This is a genomic window from Nonomuraea sp. NPDC049158, assembly GCF_040648335.1.
Taxonomy (GTDB): domain Bacteria; phylum Actinomycetota; class Actinomycetes; order Streptosporangiales; family Streptosporangiaceae; genus Nonomuraea.
In genome coordinates this window covers 46,754-70,289 of record NZ_JBEZDM010000027.1, presented here as the reverse complement: position 1 = coordinate 70,289, position 23,536 = coordinate 46,754, and the positions used below count along the sequence as shown (strand labels likewise).

Here is a 23,536-nt window from a genome sequence, read left to right as displayed (position 1 = left end):
CATGAACACGCGGTTCGCGCCCGACCGCGGCCTGACCACCCGCATGGTCGTGACGATGTTCCTGCTGGGGCTGCTCTACGTGGCCTTCATGGGTGTCCTCATCGCCGTGGGCGTTCAAGGACTGGTCGTGCTGGTGCTCGCCGGGGGCCTGCTGCTCGCGCAGTACTTCCTGTCCGATCGCATCGCGCTGTTCGCGATGCACGGCCGGGAGGTCTCGCCGCAAGAGGCTCCCGAGCTCCACGGCATGGTCGACCGCCTGTGCGCGATGGCCGACATGCCCAAGCCGCGGGTGGCGATAGCGGATTCCGACGTCCCCAACGCCTTCGCCACCGGCCGCAACCAGAACAATTCCGTCCTCTGCGTGACGACCGGCATCCTGCGCCGCCTGGAGCCCCAGGAGCTGGAGGGCGTGCTGGCACACGAGCTGTCGCACGTCGCCCACCGTGACGTCGCGGTCATGACGATCGCCTCGTTCCTCGGCATCGTGGCCGGTCTGATGACCAGGTTCGCCCTCTACACCGGGCTGGGCCGCAGCCGCGACAACAACGGCGGCGTGCCGATCGGGCTGATCATCATGCTGGTCTCGATCGTCGTGTACGCGATCAGCTTCCTGCTCACCCGGGCCCTGTCGCGCTACCGCGAACTGGCCGCGGACCGGGCGGGCGCCTTGCTCACCCAGCGGCCGTCGGCCCTGGCCAGCGCGCTGACCAAGGTCACCGGCGACATGGCCAGGATCCCGAGCCAGGACCTGCGTGAGGCGGCGCCGTTCAACGCCTTCTACTTCGCCCCCGCGCTGGCCAAGGGCACCTCCATCGCCACCCTGTTCTCCACTCACCCACCGCTGGAGCGCCGCCTGGAGCAGCTGGCCAGGATCTCCGCCCAACTCGGAAGGGGCTGACCGTATGGGCTGGCTCGACACCCTGCTAGGCCGGTCGAAGCCCGCACCGCCCAACCTCGACGCACTGTTCGCGCTGCCGTCCGCGGCGGTGACGCTGCAGGCCGCCACCGGTCTCGTTCCCACCGGTCTCGGCTCGGTGTCCTTCCGCGCGGCGGAGGGCGGCGCGTTCGCCACCCTCGAAAGCGACGTACAGGCGCTGCTCGGCGACCGCGTCGACAAGTCCTCCGACAGCTACGGCTACACCTGGCTCCTGGTACGCCGATCGCCCGACGACGTCAGCGACCTGGTCACCGAGCTCCACGCGGTCAACGCCTCACTGGAGGGCGCCGGATTCGGCCCCTCGCTGCTCTGCTCGCTGGTTTCCTTCGCCGATCCCAACGGCCGACGGCTGGCGATCGTCTACCTGTACAAACGCGGCACGTTCTACCCGTTCGCGCCGCTGTCCGGCCAGCACCGCGACAACGCGCTCGAACTCCAGGCCAGAGGCGCGCTGGAGGGCGAGCTGCCGCTGGAACAGGATCTCGGCCGCTGGTTCCCGGTATGGGGCGCCCCCGGCCTCTGATCGCACCGGGTGATCTAATGATCACGTGGAGCGAAGACTGCTGGTGCTCGCGGCCACCGCCTTCGTGGTGGCGGCCGTGCTGTACAGCGCCTGGATGCCCGGCCAGTTCACCAGCCCGCTGGCCGACCGGACCGGCCTGGTCGGCGAGCTGGCGGCGCGCGACCAGCCCGCGACGCGCCTGTTCAGGACCGCCGACGTGCTGGCGGGGCTGGCGATCGTGCTCGGGGTGGCGCTGACGCCCAGGGTGCGGCGGGAACGGTTCGCCTGGCTCGGGCTGGCGGCCTTCGGTGTTCTCGTGCTCGCCGGTGGGCTGTTCCCGCTCGACTGCGCCGCGCTGGACGATCCCGTCTGCGAACTCGGCCCGCTGTCACTCTCGCACCACGTCCACGCCGTGACCGGCGTGCTGGCCACGGCCGCCGTGCTGGCCGCGATGGGCCTGCTGAGCCGATACTGGGACACGTGTACCGCCTGGCTCATCACCGGCGCGGCCCTGGGCGTCACCGCACTGACGCTGGCGGCCATCGCGGGCGGATACCCGGCCGGGCTGGTGCAGCGCGCGCAGGCGACCCTTGTGGCGATGTGGCTGGTGTACGTCGCGCTGCGGCTGCTGGAGGCCGACGAACCTCCGCTGCTGCTTGGTGCGGGGCCGCATGTGGTCGTTCAGGGTGCGGGGCCGGTCGTGCTCATCAGCGCGGGACTGGGCGGAGCCTCGTCCCACTGGGACGGGGTGGCCGCCGAACTCGCCCGGAGCCACCAGGTGATCCGCTTCGACCGGCCCGGTCTCGGCCGCAGCCCCGCCTCGCCGGCTCCACCCACCCTGTACGGGGAGGCGGCCCGCCTGGCCGCCCTGGCCCCTGCCCATCCCGAACAGGTCACCGTGGTGGCCCACTCGGTGGCCGCCTGGCACGCGGAGGCGTTCGTCAGGCTGCATCCGATGTGCGTGTCCCGGCTGGTGCTCGTCGACCCGAGCCGGGCCGACCGTGGCCGGCGCGCCTCGTCGCTCGGCAGGTCGGTCGGCCGATGGCTGCCCGCGCTGGGCGGCGCCTGGGGTGCCGCCGCGCTCGCCTTCCTGGCGGGTCCGGTGGTCCATCGGCTGGTCGGCGGCTTGCCGGATCGGGGGCGCGGGTACCGTACCGGGCGGGTGTTCGCCGCGGCGGTGGGGGAGTTTCTGGCCCGGCGGGACATGGCGGCGGACCTGCGCCGCGTCCGGGCGCGGCACGCCTTTCCGGACGTACCGGTGACCGTGATCAGCCCGGTGGCCGTGATCGGAGTGCGCGGGCGGGCGCGACGTCAGGAGCGGCTGGCCGGCGACCTGAACGCCGACCTCGTCCGCCTGACCTCCTCGACCCGCCGCATCCACCTCACCGCCTCCGGCGCGATCATCGACGCCGTTCGGCGCCTGTGACTCGACGCCGTCCGTGGCCTGTGACGCGACGGCGCACCCCGGCCTCGGCGGCGGAGCGCGGACCGACCTGACGAGAGTGTTCTGGCTGGTGTGTGCGTCGATGGGCTGACGCGGAGCCGCGTAACCCACCAGAATGGCGGAAAAGACGCCATATATGGGGGTTGTACATGCCGGACCTCGTGGCCCTCAGGCCAGGAGATCCCGCGTCGGTGGGGGCGTACACCCTGTCGGGGCGGCTGGGCGAGGGCGGGCAGGGGACCGTCTACCTCGCGACCGCCGCCAACGGCGCGCGCGTCGCGGTGAAGCTGCTCCGCGCGGACCTGGCCGGGGATCACGAGGCGTCGGAACGGTTCGTCCGCGAGGTGGCGATGGCCCGGCGGGTCGCCCCCTTCTGTACCGCTCAGGTCATCGAGACGGGATTGTTCGGCGGCCTGCCGTACATCGTCAGCGAGTACATCGACGGGCCGACGCTCGATGACGTGGTGCGTACGGACGGTCCGCGCTCGGGGACGTCCCTGCACCGCCTGGCGATCGGTACGGTGACCGCGCTCGTCGCCATCCACCAGGCGGGCATCGTGCACCGCGACTTCAAGCCGTCGAACGTCGTGCTGGCCTCCGACGGGCCCCGGGTGATCGACTTCGGCATCGCCAGGGCGCTCGACCTGACCTCGTCGCTGACGGCCAGCGCCATCGGCACGCCGTCGTTCATGGCGCCCGAACAGCTCACGGAGGCGGCTCCCGGGCCGCAGGCGGACATGTTCGCGTGGGCGTGCACGCTGCTGTTCGCCGCCTCCGGGCAGCCGCCGTTCGGGCAGGACAGCCTGCCGGCGGTGGTCAACCGGATCATCCATACCGACGCCGACGTCACACCGATCCAGGATCCGGCGCTGCGATCGCTGGTGACGGACTGCCTGGCCAAGGATGCCGGGCGGCGGCCCACGGCGAGTGACGCGCTGATGCGGCTGCTCGGCCACGGGCCCGGCGGCGCCGCACCTCGCCCCCTGGACCAGTCCGGCGGCGCCGCACCCAGCCTCCTGCACCAGGGCACCGCCGTGGCCGCCTCAGGCCCGGTCCCGGCGATGGGCTCCACGCCTCGGGCGCCGGGGGGCTCCGGGCCGGTGCCGTCGACGCGCCTGCCGTACCAGCAGCCACCGCCGCCCCCGTACGCGCGGCCGTTATACCAACAGCAACTCCCGCTGACCCAGCCGCCCGCCCGGACCGGCGGCAGGCGGGGCGTCGGGTGGATCGTCGCCATAGCGGTCGCGTGCACGCTGGCGCTGGCCACGGTCGGCGGCGTCGTCGCGGTACGGCTCGCGTCCCTGCCCGGCCCGATCGGCACCTCCTCGCCGACACCGGACGACACGAACAGCACGGATGCCTCGTACACCCCGACCCCGACCCCGACCCCAACCCCCACGCCGAGCCCGGACCAGAGCACCCGGACCATCGCACTGCCCGGCACCTCCGTGGAGATCCGCGAGAACGGCGCCGACCCGATCAAGCTGGCCTCCTACAGCATGAACGGCGGCAAGGGCGTCTACGTCCGGCGGGCCGCCTCCGACGACTTCACGCTCGACAACCACTACTTCGAGTACGCCCTGGACGCCGACGGCGGCCGCGCGCTCGCCACCGACGTCGACTACAGCGGCGACGGCTACTCCCTCGTGTCGATCATCGACCACCGGACCGGCGCCAAGCGCACGGTGAAACTCAGCGCCAGGCCGGTGTTCCCGACGACGCCACGCTGGTCGCCGGACGGCAAACTCGGCCTGGTCACGCTCTTCAAGGACACGGGCTTCAAGGGAAAGGGCGGGGCGGCAAGCGTCGAGTACGGCTACGGCGTCATCGACGTCGCGCGGGGCACCGGCAAGGTCTACCAGGTCAAGGAGAAGGGCGCGGGCGAGTGGCGCTTCTTCTGGGACGCCGGCGGGCAGGCCGTCGGCACGTGGGTGGACGGCCGGATGAAGTTCTACGACCTGGACGGCAACGCGCTGCGTACGCTGTCCAGCGCGGGTTCGCCCGTCTGGGTGGAGGGCGACGACGTCTCCCCGTCGGGCGGGCTGTTCCTGTCGCACTGCACCGCGGCGGGCGGCACGCTCTGCGCCAGGTCCACGACGGGTGGCGGGAGCACGCCCGTCACCATCCCGTTCACCACCAACCGGCTCATCGGCTGGTGGGATGACCAGCACCTGGCCGTGTGGCGGGTCAAGGGCGCCGGATACGAGGCGGTTGTGATCGATCTGAAGGGGCAGGTCATCAGAGTGCTGGCCACCGCGGCCAAGCGGGCCGAGTTCGACAAGATGGGCATGCGCTTCAGCCGCGGTACGCCCTGACGAACCCGCCGATCCTACGGACCCAAGGGGGTGCGCGTGGAAACGGAGCACGAGCAGATCGCCGTCGCCGGCGAGGGGGCGGTCTCGGCCGCGCCCGACGTCATGCGCCTGAACGCGGGCGTGGAGGTACGCAGGACCTCGGCCGCCGAAGCCTTCGCCGCCGTCAGGGCCGCCGCCGTCCGGCTCACGGAGGCGCTGACGGGGGCCGGCATCGCCCCGGAGGACCTGCGCACCAGCGAGTTGTCCCTTGGCCCCGAGTACGAGGTCTATCCCAAGGTGGCCGCCTACAGAGCCGCGCAGGGCGTCGAGGCGCTGGTCCGCGACCTGTCGCGGGCCGACCGGGTGATCGACACCGTGGCGGGGGTGGGGGAGGAGGCACGGCTGAACGGCGTGACGTTCGAGCTGTCCGACCCCACCGGAGCCCTGGCGGAGGCGAGGACACGGGCGTTCCGCGACGCCGCCGCCAAGGCCGCCCAGTACGCCGAACTCGCCGGGCGCCCGCTGGGCGGGGTCGTCTCGGTGACCGAGGAGTCGGTGGGCGGCCCGCAGCCGATGGCGTTCGCCGCGCTGGCGGCGGCGGAGAAGGCGTCGATCAGCCCCGGACGCCAGACCTTGTCGATCGGCGTCCGGGTCGTCTACGCCTTCGGCGACTAGCGCGATGGGGCGGTGTGAGGGGTTAGGGCAGGGCCAGCATGCGGTCCAGGGCGACCTTGGCCCAGTGGGTGGTGTCGGCGTCGACCGTGATCTGGTTGACGACCTCCCCGAGCGCCAGTGACTCCAGCGCCCACACCAGGTGCGGCAGGTCGATCCGGTTCATCGTCGAGCAGTAGCAGACCGTCCTGTCCAGGAACGAGACGTTCTTGTCGGGGAACTGCGTGGCGAGCCGCTTGACCAGGTTCAGCTCGGTGCCGATCGCCCAGCTCGAACCCGCCGGAGCCGCCTCCAGCGTCTTGATGATGTGCTCGGTCGAGCCGACGTGGTCGGCCTTGAGCACCACCTCGTGCCGGCACTCCGGGTGCACCAGCACGTTGACGCCCGGGATGCGGCGCCGTACGTCATCGACCGACTCGGCCGTGAAACGGCCGTGCACCGAGCAGTGGCCCTTCCACAGGATCATCTTGGCGCGGTCGAGCTGCTCGCGGGTGAGGCCGCCGTTCGGGCGGTGGGGGTTCCAGACGACGCAGTCGTCCAGCGACATACCCATCTCCAGCACCGCGGTGTTACGGCCCAGATGCTGGTCGGGCAGGAACAGCACCTTCTCTCCCTGCTCGAAGGCCCAGTCGAGAGCCCTCTTGGCGTTGGAGGAGGTGCAGACCGCGCCGCCGTTGCGGCCGCAGAAGGCCTTGATGTCGGCGCTGGAGTTCATGTACGTGACGGGAATCACCTGATCGGCGAGACCGGCGTCCTCCAGCGACTCCCAGCACTCCTCGACCTGGTCGAAGGTGGCCATGTCCGCCATCGAGCAGCCCGCCGCCAGGTCGGGCAGGATCACCTTCTGCGCCGGGCCGGTCAGGATGTCGGCGGACTCGGCCATGAAGTGCACGCCGCAGAAGACGATGAACTCCGCCTCCGGCCTGGCCGCGGCCTGCTGCGCGAGTTTGAAGGAGTCGCCGGTGACGTCGGCGAACTGGATGACCTCGTCACGCTGATAGTGGTGGCCCAGCACGAACAAACGGTCACCGAGCGCCTCCTTGGCCTTGCGCGCCCGCTCCACCAGGTCCGGATCGGAGGCGGGTGGCAGCTCACCAGGACAGTCGACCCCCTTCTCACTGTGCGGATCGGCGTCCCGGCCGAGTACGAAGAGCGGTAGCCCAGTCTGGGTGGCCATGGCCATACCCCCTTATCGTCGAACTGACGATACTCATCATGACATATCGCCCGTAGCACTTATTCCGGGGGTCTGGAGGGCTGGGAATGTGTAGCACAGGGGATGTGTTGGTAGCGTCTAAGTAGGACGTCGTAAACAGACAGCCGGGTTAGGGAGTCAGCAGATGACGGTTGAGAGCAGCGAGACCACGACGCAGGGCCTGATCCTGACTGACGCGGCCGCCGCGAAGGTCAAGGCGCTGCTTGAGCAGCAGGGCGAAGAGGGCCTGCAGCTGCGCGTGGCCGTGCAGCCGGGTGGCTGCTCCGGTCTGCGCTACCAGCTCTTCTTCGACGACCGCTCGATGGACGGCGACGTCGTTACCGACTTCGGCGGCGTGAGCGTGGTCACCGACAGGATGAGCGCCCCTTACCTGCTGGGCGCCTCCATCGACTTCGTCGACACGATCGAGAAGCAGGGCTTCACCATCGACAACCCCAACGCCACCGGCTCCTGTGCCTGTGGCGACTCGTTCAACTAGTCGATGCCGCCAAGGTCCCGCTCGCATCCGTGCGACGCGGGACCTTCGCGTATCCTTACTCGCGTATCCTCGTTTGGTTCATTGGCTTGCTGACAACGAGGAAGAAGAATCCCGTGCGCATCGCCGTCACCGGCTCCATCGCGACCGACCACCTGATGACCTTCCCAGGAAGCTTCGGCGAGCAGCTCATCGCCGAGCAGCTCGATCGGGTGTCGCTGTCCTTCTTGGTCGACGACCTGCAGATACGTCGCGGCGGTTGCGCGGCGAACATCGCCTTCGGCATGGGCTGCCTGGGGCTCACCCCGATTCTCGTGGGCGCGGTCGGCTCGGACTTCGCCGACTACCGCTCCTGGCTGGAGCGCCACGGCGTGGACTGCGATTCCGTGCACGTCTCCGAGAATCACCACACCGCCCGCTTCCTGTGCACCACGGACGAGCATCACAACCAGATCGCCTCGTTCTACACCGGCGCGATGGCCGAGGCGCGGCTCATCGAGCTGCGGCCCGTCTCCGACCGCGTGGGCGGTCTCGACCTGGTGCTCATCAGCCCGAACGACCCCGACGCCATGCTGCGCCACACCGACGAGTGCCGCCAGCGTGGCATCCCGTTCGCCGCCGACCCCTCGCAGCAGCTCGCGCGCATGGGCGACGAGCAGATCCGTGACCTCGTCGACGGCGCCGCCTACCTGTTCTCCAACGACTACGAGAAGGGGCTCATCGAGCAGAAGACCGGCTGGTCCGACGCCGAGATCCTCGACCGAGTGGGCGTCCGCATCACCACGCTCGGCCCCAAGGGCGCCGTCATCGACCGCGCGGGCGAGCCGTCCATCCAGGTCGCTCCCGCGCCGGAGCAGGGCAAGGCCGACCCGACCGGCGTCGGCGACGCCTTCCGCGCGGGCTTCCTGTCCGGCCTGGCCTGGGGCCTGCCGCTGGAGCGCTGCGGACAGCTCGGCAACCTGACCGCCACGCACGTGCTGGAGCGGGTCGGTGGTCAGGAGTACGAGCTCGGCCAGAAGGCCTTCCTGGAGCGGTTCGCCGCCGCCTACGGGGCCGGCGCCGCCGAGGAGATCGCGGACCTCGTCCGCTGCCACCACGCCTGACCCACCGCTCGTGGAGCGCCCCGCCGCACGGTCAGTGCGGCGGGGTGGTGTGTTTTCCCGTGAAGACGCGCCCGGTACGGACGCGACCACGGCGGGGGCCTGTGCGGCCCGCGACGCGGCAGGCGGTCAGGCGCCCATGTACACCCGGTGCACGAATTCGACCAGCTGGTCGTCGGGCAGGTGCCTGGCCAGGTCGGCCTCGGTGATCATGCCGACGATCCGCGTGTCCGCCATCACCGGCAGCCGCTTGATCTGATTCTCCTCCATGAGCTGGAGGGCCTCTTCGACCGTGGCGTCGACCGGTACCGAGACCAGCCCGACCACCAGGTCGCCCGCCCGCATGGCCGACGGGGCGCGCCCCTCGGCCACGCACTTGATCACGATGTCGCGATCGGTGATGATCCCGGTCACGCGGTCGTCCACGCAGACCGGCAGTGCCCCGACGTGGCTGTCACGCATCATCTGCGCGGCCCGGTCGAGCGTCTCGTGGGCGGGGATGCACTCCGCGCCCTGGCTCATCAGGTCGCGCGCGGTCTGGTGCGAGTGTCCATCCATGATGTCTTCCCCCCGGAAGTCGATGGTCTGGCCCGAGGGGGTTCCTACCCACTTTGGGGTACTTTCGATGCTTTGTGCTGTACGTACGAAATTTCAGTAATTGCGGCGTACGTGGATGGACCAGCCGCCCTGCGGCAACTCGTAGGAGCCCACGTGGCGGTGGGACTTCAGGCGGCACCACGCGGGGACGTCCGTGAACGCGGCCGGATCGTCGGCCAGGACGGCTATCACGGCGTTGAGCGGGACATAGTTGATCTGCTCGGCGAGCATGATGATCGGGATCGGGCACTTCTTCCCGAGCGCGTCGATCGTCAACGCCGGCTGAATAACCTCGGTCATGCGACTCCTGCGTCCTGCCGGATTCGGTGCACCACATCGGGCAGCACGGCGAGGAACCTGTCGACCTCGGCCGCGGAAGCGCCCCTGGGCAGTGACACCCGGACATTCCCATGTGTGAGCACGCCCATGGCTTCCAGAACGTGCGATGGACGAAGCGTACTAGCGGTGCACGAGCTCCCGGACGATACCGCGAATCCGGCCTTGTCCAGCTCGGTGAGCAGGACCTCCCCGTCGACGTAGAGGCAGGAGAAGGTCACGATGTGGGGCGCCCGCTCGACCGGATCGCCGATCACCTCCACGTCGGGCACGATCTCCGGCACGGTCCGCCGGATCTTGTCGACGAGCGAGGAGAGCCGGGAACGTTCGCGCGCCGCCTCGGCGGTCATCGCGCGCAGCGCGGCCGCGGCGGCGACGATGCCCGGCACGTTCTCGAACCCAGGGACGCGGCGGCGCTCGCGCTCGTCCTCCGGCAGGTACGACCGGAATCGCGTGCCCTTGCGCACCACCAGCACGCCCACCCCGGCGGGACCGCCCCACTTGTGGGCGCTGGCCGTCAGCACCGACCAGCCGTCCGGAATCGGCAGCCGACCGGCCGTCTGCGCGGCGTCGACCAGCAGCGGGACGCCGTGCTCCCGGCAGGCCGCGGCCACCTCCGCCACCGGCTGGAGCGTGCCGACCTCGTGGTTGGCCGTCTGCAGGCAGGCCAGGCCCGTGTCGGGCCTGGAGACGGCGGCCTTGAAGGCGGCCGGGTCGACGCGTCCGCGCAGATCCACCCCCACGATCTCCACCGTACCGCCGCCGCGTTCGTGCAGGCTGGCGGCGTGCAGCACGCTGGAGTGCTCGACCGCGCCGGTCACCAGATGCCGCCCCGCCCTCCGCCTGCCGTGTAGGGTGCCGAGCACGCCGAGATGCACGGCCTGCGTGCCCGAAGAGGTGAACGACACCTCGTCCGGGCGTGCGCCGAGCGCCTCGGCCACTTCCGTACGGGCCTGCTCCAGCAGCAGGTGCGCACGGCGGGCCTGGCCGTACAACCTCGCGGGGTCGGCCCAGCCGACATCGATCGCCGCCAGGAGCGCCTCGCGGGCCTGGGGGTGGAGCGGCTCGGTCGAGGCCGCGTCAAAGTACGCCACGAGACCCATCGTCCCACTTGCCGTACGCCTTCGAGGGGGCGCGCGGGAGGGCGGGGCTCTTGCACGCTAATGTGTCTGCAATCAGCTGTGCTTTTAGACATTACGAGCGCCCAGGAGGACTCCTGGGCTTCATCTGTGGGGTAGGCGATCCGTGAGTCCGACTCGCCGTTCGACACGGCGTTCGTTGGCCCGGCGCAGAGTGCCGCGAGCCGCCGCTTTGGCGTTGCTGCTGGCCTCCGCTACGGCATGTGCTAATGACGTTCCCGAGGCCGATTGGTCCAAGGGTCTGCTTCCTGAGCACATCACCAGCCAGGGCGACATCGTCCAGAATCTTTGGAACGGGGCCTGGGTCGCCGCACTCGCCACGGGCGCCGTGGTCATCGTCCTGATCATCTGGGCGTGTGTGTTCCATGTGAAGCGCAAGGCCAAGGCCGAGCTCCCGCCGCAGGTGCGTTACAACCTGCCGATCGAGATGCTCTACACCTTGATCCCGCTGGTGATGGTGTCGGTGTTCTTCTTCTTCACCGCGCGCGACAGCCGGGATCTGCAGGTGCTCTCCGGCCACCCTGACGTCAAGGTCAAGGTGGAGGCGTTCCAGTGGAGCTGGCGGTTCACCACGACGATCAACGGCAAGACGTTGAAGCCGGTCGTGGGCCAGCCTGTGAGCGACTACAAGTCGGGCCCGCAGCTCGTGCTGCCCGTGGGCAAGAAGGTGGAGTTCGAGCTGGAGTCGCCCGACGTCATCCACTCCTTCTGGGTGCCGGCGTTCCTGTTCAAGCGTGACGTCATCCCGGGGCTGCCCAAGGACAACAAGGGCCGCTTCTTCGAGATCACCACGCTCGACAAGCCCGGCGTCTACGCGGGCCGTTGCGCCGAGCTGTGCGGCGTCGACCACAGCCGCATGCTCTTCTCGGTGAAGCTCGTCAAGCAGGCTGAGTACGACCAGTACATCGCGACTCAGGCTGGGAGCGCTCAGTGACCGCCATCCAAGAGCCAATCTCCACGACCCCGAGGCGCGCCGCCAAGGGCGCGGTGGTCGTGAAGTGGCTGTCCAGCACCGACCACAAGATCATCGGTCACCTCTATCTGATCACGTCGTTCGTCTTCTTCCTGATCGGCGGCGTCATGGCGCTGATCATGCGGGCCGAGCTGGCGCAGCCGGCGCTGCAGTTCGTCAGCAACGAGCAGTTCAACCAGCTGTTCACCATGCACGGCACGATCATGCTGCTGATGTTCGCGACGCCGCTGTTCGCCGGGTTCGCCAACGAGCTGATGCCGCTGCAGATCGGCGCGCCCGACGTGGCCTTCCCCCGGCTGAACATGGTGAGCTACTGGCTCTACCTGTTCGGCAGCATCATCGCGGTGTCGGGCTTCTTCACGCCCAACGGCGCCGCCTCCTTCGGCTGGTTCGCCTACACGCCGCTGTCGACCGCGATCAGCTCGCCGGGCATGGGCGGTGACCTGTGGATCATGGGTCTGGCGCTGTCCGGCCTGGGGACGATCCTCGGCTCGGTCAACTTCATCACCACGATCATCTGCATGCGCGCGCCGGGCATGACCATGTTCCGGATGCCGATCTTCACCTGGAACATCCTGCTGACCAGCATGCTCGTGCTGATGGCCTTCCCGGTGCTGGCCGCCGCGCTGCTGGCCCTGGAGGCCGACCGCAAGCTCGGCACCCACATCTTCACCCCGGAGAACGGAGGGGCGCTGCTGTGGCAGCACCTGTTCTGGTTCTTCGGTCATCCGGAGGTCTACATCATCGCGCTGCCGTTCTTCGGCATCGTGAGTGAGATCTTCCCGGTGTTCAGCCGCAAGCCGATCTTCGGCTACATCAGCCTCGTGGCCGCGACGATCTCGATCGCCGGCCTGTCGATCACGGTCTGGGCGCACCACATGTTCCCGACCGGGCAGGTGTTGCTGCCGTTCTTCTCGTTCATGACGTTCCTCATCGCGGTGCCGACGGGCGTGAAGTTCTTCAACTGGATCGGCACGATGTGGCGTGGGCATCTCACGTTCGAGTCGCCGATGCTGTTCTCGATCGGCTTCCTGATCACCTTCCTGCTGGGCGGCCTGACCGGCGTCATCCTGGCCTCGCCGCCGCTCGACTTCCAGATCAGCGACACCTACTTCGTCGTGGCCCACTTCCACTACGTGGTGTTCGGCACGGTGGTGTTCGCGATGTTCGCCGGCTTCTACTTCTGGTGGCCCAAGTTCACCGGCAAGATGCTCGACGACAAGCTCGGCAAGCTGCAGTTCTGGCTGCTGTTCATCGGCTTCCACGCGACGTTCCTGATCCAGCACTGGCTCGGTGTCGTCGGCTTCCCGCGCCGCTACGCCGACTACAGCCCCGCCGACGGCTTCACCGACCTGAACCTCATCTCGTCGGTCGGCGCCTTCGTGCTCGGCCTGTCGGTGCTGCCGTTCTTCTACAACGTCTGGAAGACCGCGCGCAGCGCGCCGAAGGTCACGGTCGACGACCCGTGGGGCTACGGCAACTCGCTCGAATGGGCGACCTCCTGCCCGCCGCCGCGGCACAACTTCACCATGCTGCCGCGGATCCGGTCCGAGCGTCCCGCGTTCGACCTGCACTACCCGCACGTGTCCGCCAAGACGCCCCAGGAGGTCGAGGCCTGATGAAGGTACAGGGTTGGCTGTTCCTGCTGTGCGGCCTGTTCTTCGCCGGTGTGGACGTCGCTTACTGGTTCTGGACCAAGGCGGACACCGGTCACGGCGAGCCGGTCGGCACCACGGCCATGGCCATCTCGGTCGGCTTCGCGTTCATGATCGGCTACTACCTGATGTTCACGGCGCGCCGCATCGGCGACCAGCCCGAGGACAACAAGCAGGCCGAGATCAGCGACGGCGCCGGTGAGATCGGGTTCTTCAGCCCGAGCAGCTGGTGGCCGCTGTTCCTCTGCCTGGCGGCGGCGTTCGCCTTCGCCGGGTTCGTGATCGGGTTCTGGATGTTCCTGATCGGCGTGTTCCTGATCATCATGGCCATGATCGGATTCGTGTTCCAGTACTACCGGGGTAACTTCTCGCACTGATCGCGAGACTTTCGGCGGGTGTCCTCTTCTGGGAGAGGACGCCCGCTTTTTGTTGTTCTTTACCGGTGCGCGGATGTGACGAATCAAGCACTCAGGGTAACAAGTGAGGGGAATGGATCGATCTCGGACGGGGGAGTGCACGTGGGGCGCTTGGCTCATGGATCCGCCGGGCTGCTGGCCCTGGCCCTGCTGACATCGTGTTCTGGGACCCAGACCGACCCTGCCGGCAACGCCGGGGCGACCGGTGCCGCCACCGGGGGTCCGGCCGCCGGGGCTGCGGCCGGTCAGACCGCCGCGGTCGGTGAGGGGGTCGCGAAGCCGCCTGTGGCGGCCACCGTGGTGGTGAATCCACTCAACAATGCCGGAAATATCCCGACAGACCAGACCGTGGTCGTCACCGCCCAGTCCGGCACCCTCAAGGGCGTCCGGATCCAGGGCGGCGGCAAGGCGGGCGATCTGCCGGGCGTGCTCAGCGCCGACGGCACCGCCTGGCGCAGCACCCGTACCGCCAGGCCGGGCACCACGTACACGATCACCACGCTGGCCGCCGGAGCCGACGGCAAGCCGATCGAGAGCACCAGCACGTTCTCGACGGTCAAGGCGACCAAGACCTTCGACATCGAGACGGTGACGCCGAACCGCTACGACACCGGCCTGACGGTCGGCGTCGGCATGCCGGTCATGATCACCTTCGACCAGCCGATCACCGACCGGGTGGCGGTCGAGCGCAATCTCATGATCCACAGCTCGAAGCCGGTCGAGGGCGCCTGGCACTGGTTCGACGACCGGCACGTGGACTTCCGGCCGCTGCACTACTGGCCGGCGCACACCAACGTCCGCATGGAGGCCCACCTGGCCGGCGTACGCGGGGCCGAAGGCGTGTACGGCAAGCGCGACTTCGCCTTCGACTTCAAGATCGGCCGCTCACAGATCACCAAGGGCAGCACCGACGTCCACGTGCTGACGGTCCGCCGTGACGGCAAGACGATCCGCACCATGCCGATGAGCGCCGGTCAGGGCGGCGACTGGAAGTACTACACGACCTCCGGCATCCACCTGGCCATGTCCAGGGAGCCGGTGACCGTCATGACCTCGCCCGGCATCGGGCCCGGCTCGGCGGGCTACTACCAGCTGACCGTCTACAACACCGTGCGCATCTCCAACAGCGGCGAGTACGTGCACAGCGCGCCCTGGTCGGTCGGCTCACAGGGCTACTCGAACGTGAGCCACGGGTGCGTGAACGTCAGCCCGGAGAACGCGGCCTGGTTCATCAAGAACACGCTGATCGGGGACCCGATCATCATCACGGGCTCGCCCCGGGTGCTGGAGCCGACCAACGGGTGGGGGCACTGGCAGGAGAGCTGGCGGGAGTGGCTCAAGTGGAGCTCACTCAAGGCCGCCCCCACCATGCTCCTGCACCGCTGAACGCTCCTTCACCGCTGAACGCTCCTGCACCGCTGAACGCTCCTGCACCGCTGAGGGCTCTTATCGCGGAAGGCTCTGTCGCTGAGAGCTCCACTCGTGGAGGGCTCTACCGCTGAGACCCTCTGTCCGTCCCTGTAGCCCTCGTGGCGGCCCTCTTGAGGGTCCCGCCGCAAGTCAGGTCCCGATGGCGTCAGGCTGGGCGGAGGGAGCGGCTGGTCTCTATCCAGCGGTCCAGGGCGGCGGCGGCGCGGCCGGAGTCGACGGCCTGGACGGCGCGCGCGTAGCCGTCGATCATCGCCGCGTCGAGGTCGTCGCCGGGTCCGTCCAGCGCCACCAGGGCCGCCGCCGCGTTGAGCAGCACGGCGTCGCGCACCGGGCCCGTCTTGCCGCGCAGGAGGTCGTGCACCGCCTGGGCGTTGAAGGCGACGTCGCCGCCCTTGAGGGCGCCCGCGTCGGCCCGGGGGATGCCGAGGACGGAGGGGTCGAAGACGGTCTGGGTGGCCACGCCGTCCTTGACGATCCAGACCGTGGAGGTCGTGGCGATCGTGAGCTCGTCGAGGCCGTCGTCGCCGCGGAAGACCAGGGCGGAGACGCCGCGCTCGGCGAAGACGCCCGCCAGGACCGGCAGCATGTTCTTGTCGAAGACGCCGATGGCCTGGGCCGCGGGGCGGGCCGGGTTGGTGAGCGGGCCGAGGAAGTTGAAGACCGTCGGGACGCCGATCTCCTTGCGCGGCGGCCCGGCGAAGCGCAGCGCGGGGTGGTAGACCGGGGCGAAGCAGAAGGCGATGCCCGCCTCGCGGGCGACCAGGGCCGTCTGCTCGGGCGTCAGGTCGAGGCGGATGCCCAGGTGCTCCAGCACGTCGGCGGCGCCGCACGAGGAGGAGGCGGCGCGGTTGCCGTGCTTGACCACACGGGCGCCCGCGCCGGCGGCCACGATGGCGGCCATCGTCGAGACGTTGACCGTGTGGGCGCGGTCGCCGCCGGTGCCGACGACGTCGACGACCGGGCCCTCGACGTCGAGGGGGGTGGCCAGGTCCAGCATGGTGCGGGCCAGGCCCACGACCTCGGCCACCGTCTCGCCCTTGGCGCGCAGCGCGATCGCGAACCCGGCGATCTGGGCCGGCGTCGCGGAGCCGGACATGATCTCCCGCATCGCCCAGGACGTCTCATCAGCGGTCAGATGCTCACCCGACAGGAGAGCCGAGAGCAGGGCGGGCCAGGTCGTCCGGGCATCCACGGCAGGCACCTACTTCGCGTTGAGTCGGGTCGAGGCGCGGCGGCGCATGAGGTCGGCGACGGTGTCGGCCAGCACCATGGGCTCCAGCGGCTGCGGGACCACGGCGTCGGCCTTGGACCAGTCGGCCAGCCAGCGGTCGTCGCGCCGGGCGATGATCAGGCAGACGGGCGGGCAGTCGTAGACCTCGTCCTTGGCCTGGCGCGAGACGCCCATGCCGCCGGCGGGCTGGGTCTCGCCGTCGAGGATGGCCACGTCGATCTCGCCGGAGCCCAGCCACTGGTGAACCTTGGGCTCGGTGGCGCACTCCACGATCTCCACGAGGGGGACATCGGCGGCGGGTCGCCGGCCGATCGCCAGCCGAACCTCTTCACGGGTGGCGGCGTCGTCGCTGTAGACGAGGACCCTCATCGTGTCGTCGGTGCTCACGGTCGCGCTCACTATCGGTCGTAGCTGTATGGTCACCTGGGATCGTACCGGTGCCCCGGCCCGCAATCCCAGGCCGCCGTCTCTGGCGGGCGTTTTGTCCTCATTTTTTGAGGTTACGGGCATGTTTGTTCCTGCTTACGGGGGGGTCGTGCGCGGGACCGCCCACAGAAGCCGCAATAATGCTGCCCGTGGCGACAGCATCCGCAATAACTTCGACGACGACAGCACAGCCGTACCGCAGACCCAATCTGGTCAGCGTCGGTACGATCGTCTGGCTGTCCTCTGAGCTCATGTTCTTCGCGGCGCTGTTCGCGATGTACTTCACCATCCGGTCGGTGAGCGAGGGCAACGGCCTCGAGTGGGGGCCCGCGCTCCTGCAGAAGGGCGTGGAAGCCGAAGGCGCTCACCTGAACATCCCGTTCGCGACGGTCAACACGATCATCCTGGTCCTGTCGAGTGTGACGTGCCAGCTGGGCGTATGGGCCGCGGAGAAGGGGCAGGTCGGCAAGCTCCGCTTCTGGTACCTCGTGAGCTTCCTGATGGGCGCGGTCTTCGTCGCCGGTCAGCTGTACGAGTACGGCGAGCTGGCGAAGGAGGGCGCGACCCTTTCCGCGAACGCCTTCACCTCGGTGTTCTACCTGACGACGGGCTTCCACGGCCTGCACGTCACGGGTGGCCTGATCGCGTTCCTCTTCATGCTGGGACGCACGTACGCCGCGAAGCGCTTCACGCATGAGCAGGCCACCAGCGCCATCGTCGTGTCCTACTACTGGCACTTCGTCGACGTCGTCTGGATCGGTCTTTTCGCGACCATCTACATTATTCGTTAAGGAACGGGATCTCTGTGACTAGGATCACCGCTTGGCGGCGGCATCCCCTCGCGAGATACGCCGTCCTGATTTTCGCGTTGGCGCTGGTCGGGATGGCATACACCGCCTTTATCCAGGTGGGTAAGCCTGCTGACGCGGCCCTCGCGTCAGGCAGGGTCGACGACGTGGCCGAGGGCAAGGCCCTGTTCGAGCTGCACTGCTCCAGCTGCCACGGGCTCAACGCGCAGGGCATCAGCGGGAAGGCTCCCACGCTCATCGGCGTCGGGGCCGCGGCCGTCGACTTCCAGGTGAGCACCGGCCGCATGCCCGCGGCCGACTCCGGCGCCCAGGCGCCGCGCAAGCCGGAGCACAAATGGGTCAACCCGGACTCGATCCGCAAGCTCGGCGCCTACGTGCAGTCGCTCGGCGGCGGTCCGCAGGTGCCCGGCAAGGAGCAGGTCGACGCCAAGCTCGGCGACGCGGGCAAGGGCGGTGAGCTGTTCCGCGCCAACTGCATCCAGTGCCACAACTGGGCCGGCGCGGGCGGCGCGCTGACGCAGGGCAAATACGCCCCCAACCTGAACCAGGCGTCTCCCACGCAGATCTACGAGGCCATGATCACCGGCCCGCAGGCGATGCCGGTCTTCAACGACTCGACGATCACGCCTGAAGAGAAGCGCAGCATGATCGCCTACATCACCAGTGTTCGCGAGCAGCAGGACCCGGGAGGTTTTGGCCTCGGGCGTATTGGCCCGGTCACCGAAGGTCTCGTAGCTTGGATAGCGGGCCTCAGTGCCCTCGCCCTCGCCGCCATCTGGATCACCGCGAAGAAGCGACAGAAGTCATGACAGACAACGAGCACGAGATCGAGCAGCCGGACGAGCGCGTCCCTCGGCGCGTCATCGGCACCCCAGCACCGGGCACCTCGATGCTCGGCGCCCCCGAACGCGAGGACGCCGAGGTGGAGACCCCGGGCGTCACGCTGCAGGACGAGCAGAAGGCGCGCAAGGCCGAGAAGATCGTGGCGCTCTGCTTCACGATCACGTTCCTCGCGGCCATCGCGTTCATCATCTCGTACGTCTACTTCCAGGTCGGCAGCCCGGAGAGCACCGGCGTGTCCAACCTGGCGCTCGGCGGCACGCTGACGGTGGCGCTGCTGGGGTTGGCCGTCGGCATCGTGATCTGGGTCCGCATGATCATGCCGAAATACTCCCTGGTCCAGGAGCGCCACCCCATGGTCTCCGCCGAGGAGACCCGGGATGGCGTCGCCGAGACCTTCATTCAGGGCGCCAACGAGAGCGGGTTCGTCAAGCGCAAGCTGCTGCGCCGCACGCTGCTGCTCGCGGCCGCGCCGCTGGGCCTGCTCCCGGTGGTGCTGCTGCGCGACCTCGACAACTCCAAGATGCCCGGCGCCGCCTTCAACAAGATGCTGCGGCACACGGTCTGGGGTGAGAAGACCAAGGACGGCAAGCCGCGCAGGCTCGTCGTCGAGGGCACCGGCCAGCCGATCCGCGCGGCCGACTTCAACTCGCCGGGCGGCATCCTGTCGGTGGTGCCCGATGGCTACCAGCACGACCTGAACGCCCTGGCCAAGGCGACGCTGATCCTGATCAAGTTCCGGCCCGAAGAGATCAAGTCGGGGACGAACCAGAACTGGACGCACGACGGCATCGTCGCCTACTCCAAGATCTGCACGCACGTGGGCTGCCCCGCGGCCCTCTACGAGCAGACCACCCACCATATCCTCTGCCCCTGCCACCAGTCGACGTTCGACGCCGCCGACGGAGCGAAGGTCATCTTCGGCCCGGCCGCCCGGCCGCTGCCGCAGCTGCCGATCACGGTCGACGGTGAGGGTTTCCTCGTCGCCAAGGGGGACTTCAACGTGCCGCCCGGTCCCAGCTACTGGGAGCGCGGCGACGCCGAAGCCGAGGCCAGGTCCAAGGGAGGCCAGGCATGAGCGAGCTGACCACTGTTCCCAAGGCCATCGCCGGCCCGTCGAACTTCCTCGACGAGCGCCTCGGCGCGGGCAACTTCCTCAAGCGCAACTTCCGCAAGGTCTTCCCCGACCACTGGTCGTTCCTGCTGGGCGAGATCGCGCTCTACTCCTTCGTCATCCTGCTGCTGACCGGTACGTTCCTGACGTTCTGGTTCAAGCCGAGCATGGCGGAGATCGCCTACGACGGGTCGTACGCCCCGCTCAAGGGCGTCATGATGTCCCAGGCCTACGCGTCGTCGCTGGAGCTCAGCTTCGACGTCCGGGGTGGTCTGCTCATGCGGCAGATGCACCACTGGGCGGCCCTGATGTTCGTGGCCGGCATGATGGTGCACGCGCTGCGGGTGTTCTTCACCGGCGCCTACCGCAAGCCGCGCGAGCTCAACTGGCTGATCGGCGTCGGGCTGCTGACGCTGGCGCTCGCCGAGGGCCTGACCGGCTACTCCCTGCCTGACGACCTGCTGTCCGGCGCCGGTCTGCGGATCACCGAGGGTGTGGCGATCTCGCTGCCGCTGGTCGGCACGTACGTCACGTTCTTCCTGTTCGGTGGGGAATATCCGGGTGAGGATGTCATCTCCCGGTTCTACTCGCTGCACATCCTGCTCATCCCGGGCATCATCCTGGCGCTCGTCTCCGCCCACATGGTGCTCATGTGGACGCAGAAGCACACCCAGATGCCCGGCAAGAACCGCAACAACCACAACGTGGTGGGAGCGCCCTTCTACCCGGCCTTCATGGCCAAGGCGGGCGCGTACTTCCTGTTCACGTTCGCGGTGGTGGCGGGGTTGGCGACCTTCGCCCAGATCAACCCGATCTGGCTGTTCGGTCCCTACACGCCCGCCGACATTTCGGCCGGTTCGCAGCCCGACTTCTACATGGGCTTCCTCGAAGGCGCGCTGCGCATCATGGTGCCGTGGGAGATCAACCTGTTCGGCACGTCCCATGCCGGGACACTGCCGCTCAGTGTCATCATCCCGGCGCTGGTGCCCATGGGCATCATCATGACGGGCCTGGCGCTCTATCCGTTCCTGGAACGCTGGGTCACGGGCGACAAGCGCGAGCACCACATCGCCGAGCGCCCGCGCAACAACCCGCACCGCACCGCGATCGGCATGACGGCCATCGTGTTCTACGGTGTGCTCTGGCTGCTCGGCGCCAACGACGAGATCTCGGCCAACTTCCACATCAGCCTGAACGTGACCACGTACGTGGGGCGGGTGCTGATCTTCGTGGCGCCCGCGCTGGCGTACGTGATCACGTATCGCATCTGCCTCGGCCTGCAGCGCTACGACGCGGGTGTCGTCTCGCACGGCGTCGAGTCCGGTGTGATCAAGCGGCTGCCGCACGGCGAGTACATCGAGTTGCACACGCCGGCCGACGACGACATCGCCGCGCACGTCCAGGGCAAGGAGCCGGTGCTGATGCTGCCGGCCGCGCCCGACAGCGCGGGCATCCCGCCGAAGGGGATGCGCGGCCCGCTCGGCAAGCTGCGCGCCCGGATGTCCAAGGCGTACGGAGGGGAGAAGATTCCTCTCGGCGACGGGCATGCGCACGGTGAAGGGCATGAGGAAGAGGAGCACGCGGCGATCGGCGCCGGCGACGACCACACGCTGACGCGGTAGTTTCTCTTCGGTTCGGGCCCGGGCGGATCATCCGCCCGGGCCCGTTCTTTTGCCGTCAGGGCCCGTGCGGTGAGGGGTCGACGGAAGCCACGGTCTCACCGTCTCGTCACGGCGCCCAGCCCCGCACACCTCAGGACCGTATCCCTGGACAGGGCCCAGCCCCGCACGCGCATGGGGGCTCACCGGGCCGGCCGTAAAAAAGCCTGATTTGCCGCGCTATGGGCGGCGCTCAGCCCGTGCCGGTCGTAACGCGGCTAATCCCCGTGGGCGGCTAGTCGCTTTCGCCGAAGCCGATGGAGAACGCCGCGTCGAGATCGTGCTTGGAGTAGGTGCGGAAGGCGATGTGGGTCTCGGTGTGGAGCACGCCGGCCACCTTGTTGAGGCGCCCCGGGATCACCTCGGCGATCTGCTCGTAGGCGGCCACCCGGACCATCGCCAGCAGGTCGTATTCGCCGGTGATGGAGTAGACCTCGCTGACCCCCTCGATCTCGGCGATCGTCTGGGCGACCTCCGGGATCCGGTCTACCTCGGCGTTGATGTGGACGATAGCCGTGACCATGGGGCAACTCTAGCGGCCCTGATCGAGGCCGCGGTAGGCGAGGTCGATGCGGGCCTTGTGGCGGGCGGCGCCATGGGCGGGCAGGCTCCACTCGCCGTCGACCTCCACCAGGCGGACCCCCGGTGACTCCAGCCAGCGCAGGATGCACTCGGTCTCTTCGGCGCTGGCCGCGTGGACGGGCCCGGGGCCGGGGATGACGCTCTCGGCCATGGCCACGAGGGACTCGACGTAGGGGACGGGGTGGGCGCCGCGTGGCATGACGCCGGCCGCGCTGAGGCGCCCGTAGCGGATGACATGGATGTCCCAGCCGCCGTCGAAGGCCGGGCTGGCGGCGACCAGCTGGGGGATGCGGGTGATGCCCGTGAGGCGCTGCATGCGGGCCGCGGCGCGGACGAAGGCCGCCAGACGGTCACGGTCGATGGACGCCTCCTCGTAGCGCTGCTCGACCGAGAGGCGCTCCATGCGGGCCGACACCGCGGAGAAGACGGACGAGGCGTCGAGGGTCATGGCCCGGCGGGCGGCCTGGGCGTGCAGCGCGTAGTCGGCCTGGCTCTCCCTGCCCTCGCACGGCGCTCCGCAGCGGCCCATCTCGTAGAGGACGCAGGCCGCGCGCTGGGTGCGCAGGCTGATCGGCTGGGTGCACTGGCGCAGCGGCACCGCCTCGTGCAGCGCGATGCGGGCGTCGTCGGCCGCGCGGCTGCTGGAGAAGGGACCGAGGTAGGCGGCGCCGTCGTCCTTGAGCTCGCGCACGATCGACAGCCGGGGGAACGGCTCGTCGGTGAGCTTGAGCCAGACGACCTTCTCCGGGAAGCGCGACCTGCGGTTGTAGCGGGGTTTGGCGCCGCCGATCAGCCGCAGCTCGCGTACTTCGGCTTCGAGGCCGGTGGTGCAGACGATGTGGCGGACCCGCTCGGCGATGCCGATCATCTCGCGGATGCGCGGGCGGGTCTCGCTGGCGGTGAAGTAGGAGCGGACGCGGTTGCGCAGGTTGGTGCTCTTGCCGATGTAGAGGACCTCGCCGCGTTCGTCCTCGAAGAGGTAGACGCCGGGGGAGTGCGGCACCGACTCGGCCAGGTGGCGCTTGCGCTGCTGCTCGGGAGTGGGGGCGCGGACGAAGGACTTGAGCTCTTCGAGCGTGTGGACCTGGAAGGAGCCGGCCCGCTCGATCAGCCCGTGGAGCACGTGGACGGTGGCCTGGGCGTCCTGCAGGGCACGGTGGCAGGGATCGGTCGGGCTGCGGAAGAACCTGGCCAGCGTGGCGAGCTTGGCGTTGGGCGTCTCGTCACGAGTCAGCACCCGGCGGGCCAGGTCGACGGTGTCGACGACCGGGTTGGCCGGTGGGGGATAGCCGTGGGCCGCGCAGGCCGCCTTGACGAAACGGGTGTCGAAGCTCGCGTTGTGGGCGACCAGGGTCGTGCCGCGGATGAACTCCAGGAAGGCCGGCAGCACCGACTCGATGCGCGGCGCGGCCACCACCATGGCATCGGTGATGCCGGTCAGCACGGAGATGAACGGCGGGATCGGCCCGCCGGGATCGACCAGCGTGGAGAACTCGCCGAGCACCTCGCCCGCCCGCACCTTGACCGCGCCGATCTCGGTGATCATGTGATCGGCCGGGGAACCCCCGGTCGTCTCGAGGTCGAACACGACGAACGTGACGTCGCTCAGCGGAGTGCCGAGCTCGTCGAGAGTGCCTTGAACCGGATCCACGAACCAAGACCATAGAGAGGTAGACCGACAGTTATCAG

Annotated in this window: 23 protein-coding genes; 15 read left to right on the top strand and 8 right to left on the bottom strand. The window is 68.9% G+C overall.

Translation table 11 applies throughout. From position 1 onward, the window contains the following. Nucleotide 1: 1 nt before the first annotated feature. From htpX to AB0B61_RS40775, 5 genes are all read left to right on the top strand, one after another. On the top strand, nt 2-898 hold the full coding sequence (gene htpX, locus AB0B61_RS40795; RefSeq protein WP_358444085.1) for a zinc metalloprotease HtpX: 897 nt from the start codon (nt 2-4) through the stop codon (nt 896-898). Between the two features lie 4 nt (nt 899-902). After that, nucleotides 903-1,460, top strand: coding sequence for a hypothetical protein (locus AB0B61_RS40790; protein WP_358444082.1), 558 nt, complete (start codon nt 903-905; stop codon nt 1,458-1,460). A 25-nt stretch (nt 1,461-1,485) separates the two neighbouring features. After that, nucleotides 1,486-2,865 (top strand): alpha/beta fold hydrolase, encoded by a 1,380-nt coding sequence (locus AB0B61_RS40785; protein WP_358444079.1) that lies wholly within the window; start codon nt 1,486-1,488, stop codon nt 2,863-2,865. A gap of 167 nt (nt 2,866-3,032) precedes the next feature. After that, nucleotides 3,033-5,198, top strand: a complete 2,166-nt coding sequence (locus AB0B61_RS40780) for a serine/threonine-protein kinase (RefSeq protein WP_358444076.1) — start codon at nt 3,033-3,035, stop codon at nt 5,196-5,198. Nucleotides 5,199-5,234: 36 nt separating this feature from the next. Continuing rightward, entirely contained in the window at nt 5,235-5,852 is a 618-nt protein-coding gene (locus AB0B61_RS40775; RefSeq protein WP_358444073.1) for an SIMPL domain-containing protein, read from the top strand. 22 nt (nt 5,853-5,874) lie between these two features. On the opposite strand, the gene nadA is transcribed toward AB0B61_RS40775, so the two are convergent. After that, entirely contained in the window at nt 5,875-7,032 is a 1,158-nt protein-coding gene (gene nadA, locus AB0B61_RS40770; protein WP_358444070.1) for a quinolinate synthase NadA, read from the bottom strand. A 157-nt stretch (nt 7,033-7,189) separates the two neighbouring features. On the opposite strand from nadA, the gene erpA reads away from it, so the two are divergent. After that, nucleotides 7,190-7,543, top strand: a complete 354-nt coding sequence (gene erpA, locus AB0B61_RS40765) for an iron-sulfur cluster insertion protein ErpA (RefSeq protein WP_214637841.1) — start codon at nt 7,190-7,192, stop codon at nt 7,541-7,543. Between the two features lie 113 nt (nt 7,544-7,656). Beyond that, nucleotides 7,657-8,643, top strand: coding sequence for a carbohydrate kinase family protein (locus AB0B61_RS40760; RefSeq protein WP_358444067.1), 987 nt, complete (start codon nt 7,657-7,659; stop codon nt 8,641-8,643). Nucleotides 8,644-8,769: 126 nt separating this feature from the next. Here AB0B61_RS40760 and AB0B61_RS40755 read toward each other — a convergent pair whose 3' ends face one another. The 3 genes from AB0B61_RS40755 to AB0B61_RS40745 form a co-directional block, all read right to left on the bottom strand. After that, nucleotides 8,770-9,198 (bottom strand): CBS domain-containing protein, encoded by a 429-nt coding sequence (locus AB0B61_RS40755; protein ID WP_358444064.1) that lies wholly within the window; start codon nt 9,196-9,198, stop codon nt 8,770-8,772. A 93-nt stretch (nt 9,199-9,291) separates the two neighbouring features. After that, nucleotides 9,292-9,537, bottom strand: coding sequence for a sulfurtransferase TusA family protein (locus AB0B61_RS40750; RefSeq protein ID WP_225298426.1), 246 nt, complete (start codon nt 9,535-9,537; stop codon nt 9,292-9,294). After that, complete coding sequence (locus AB0B61_RS40745) at nt 9,534-10,676, bottom strand: cysteine desulfurase family protein (protein WP_358444062.1); 1,143 nt, start codon at nt 10,674-10,676, stop codon at nt 9,534-9,536. The genes AB0B61_RS40750 and AB0B61_RS40745 overlap by 4 nt, the downstream gene beginning before the upstream one ends. A gap of 175 nt (nt 10,677-10,851) precedes the next feature. On the opposite strand from AB0B61_RS40745, the gene AB0B61_RS40740 reads away from it, so the two are divergent. The 4 genes from AB0B61_RS40740 to AB0B61_RS40725 all read left to right on the top strand — a co-directional run bounded on the left by AB0B61_RS40740 (nt 10,852) and on the right by AB0B61_RS40725 (nt 15,142). Continuing rightward, nucleotides 10,852-11,646 (top strand): cytochrome c oxidase subunit II, encoded by a 795-nt coding sequence (locus tag AB0B61_RS40740; RefSeq protein ID WP_358444059.1) that lies wholly within the window; start codon nt 10,852-10,854, stop codon nt 11,644-11,646. Then, a complete protein-coding gene (gene ctaD / locus AB0B61_RS40735) occupies nt 11,643-13,304 on the top strand; it encodes a cytochrome c oxidase subunit I (RefSeq protein ID WP_358444056.1) in 1,662 nt (553 codons plus the stop codon). The genes AB0B61_RS40740 and ctaD overlap by 4 nt, the downstream gene beginning before the upstream one ends. After that, nucleotides 13,304-13,717, top strand: coding sequence for a cytochrome c oxidase subunit 4 (locus AB0B61_RS40730; protein WP_225298434.1), 414 nt, complete (start codon nt 13,304-13,306; stop codon nt 13,715-13,717). The genes ctaD and AB0B61_RS40730 overlap by 1 nt, the downstream gene beginning before the upstream one ends. A 141-nt stretch (nt 13,718-13,858) precedes the next feature. Beyond that, nucleotides 13,859-15,142 (top strand): Ig-like domain-containing protein, encoded by a 1,284-nt coding sequence (locus tag AB0B61_RS40725; RefSeq protein WP_358444053.1) that lies wholly within the window; start codon nt 13,859-13,861, stop codon nt 15,140-15,142. Nucleotides 15,143-15,332: 190 nt separating this feature from the next. Here the strand turns inward: AB0B61_RS40725 and trpD are convergent, their stop codons facing one another. Next, entirely contained in the window at nt 15,333-16,379 is a 1,047-nt protein-coding gene (gene trpD / locus AB0B61_RS40720) for an anthranilate phosphoribosyltransferase (protein ID WP_358444050.1), read from the bottom strand. 9 nt (nt 16,380-16,388) lie between these two features. Then, on the bottom strand, nt 16,389-16,787 hold the full coding sequence (locus tag AB0B61_RS40715; RefSeq protein ID WP_357641975.1) for a hypothetical protein: 399 nt from the start codon (nt 16,785-16,787) through the stop codon (nt 16,389-16,391). Nucleotides 16,788-16,984: 197 nt separating this feature from the next. Here AB0B61_RS40715 and AB0B61_RS40710 point away from each other — a divergent pair, with 197 nt between their 5' ends. Genes AB0B61_RS40710 through AB0B61_RS40695 form a run of 4 tightly spaced genes read left to right on the top strand, consistent with a single transcriptional unit; the run spans nt 16,985 to nt 21,229 of the window. Then, nucleotides 16,985-17,635, top strand: a complete 651-nt coding sequence (locus tag AB0B61_RS40710) for a heme-copper oxidase subunit III (protein ID WP_225298440.1) — start codon at nt 16,985-16,987, stop codon at nt 17,633-17,635. A 14-nt stretch (nt 17,636-17,649) separates the two neighbouring features. Continuing rightward, the gene (locus AB0B61_RS40705; RefSeq protein ID WP_358444047.1) at nt 17,650-18,462 is read left to right on the top strand and encodes a c-type cytochrome; all 813 of its coding nucleotides are present in this window, start codon (nt 17,650-17,652) and stop codon (nt 18,460-18,462) included. Next, nucleotides 18,459-19,571: a Rieske 2Fe-2S domain-containing protein gene (locus AB0B61_RS40700; protein ID WP_358444044.1), complete on the top strand. Its 1,113-nt coding sequence runs from the start codon at nt 18,459-18,461 to the stop codon at nt 19,569-19,571. Before AB0B61_RS40705 ends, AB0B61_RS40700 begins: the two co-directional genes overlap by 4 nt. Further along, nucleotides 19,568-21,229 carry a ubiquinol-cytochrome c reductase cytochrome b subunit gene (locus AB0B61_RS40695; protein WP_358444042.1) on the top strand — a complete coding sequence of 554 codons (1,662 nt, stop codon included), beginning with the start codon at nt 19,568-19,570 and terminating at the stop codon, nt 21,227-21,229. The genes AB0B61_RS40700 and AB0B61_RS40695 overlap by 4 nt, the downstream gene beginning before the upstream one ends. Nucleotides 21,230-21,500: 271 nt before the next feature. Here the strand turns inward: AB0B61_RS40695 and AB0B61_RS40690 are convergent, their stop codons facing one another. Together AB0B61_RS40690 and AB0B61_RS40685 are read right to left on the bottom strand one after the other, a co-directional pair. Beyond that, nucleotides 21,501-21,788 (bottom strand): Lrp/AsnC ligand binding domain-containing protein, encoded by a 288-nt coding sequence (locus AB0B61_RS40690; protein ID WP_225298448.1) that lies wholly within the window; start codon nt 21,786-21,788, stop codon nt 21,501-21,503. A gap of 9 nt (nt 21,789-21,797) precedes the next feature. Next, nucleotides 21,798-23,498, bottom strand: coding sequence for a DEDD exonuclease domain-containing protein (locus AB0B61_RS40685; RefSeq protein WP_358444039.1), 1,701 nt, complete (start codon nt 23,496-23,498; stop codon nt 21,798-21,800). Nucleotides 23,499-23,536: the final 38 nt, after the last annotated feature.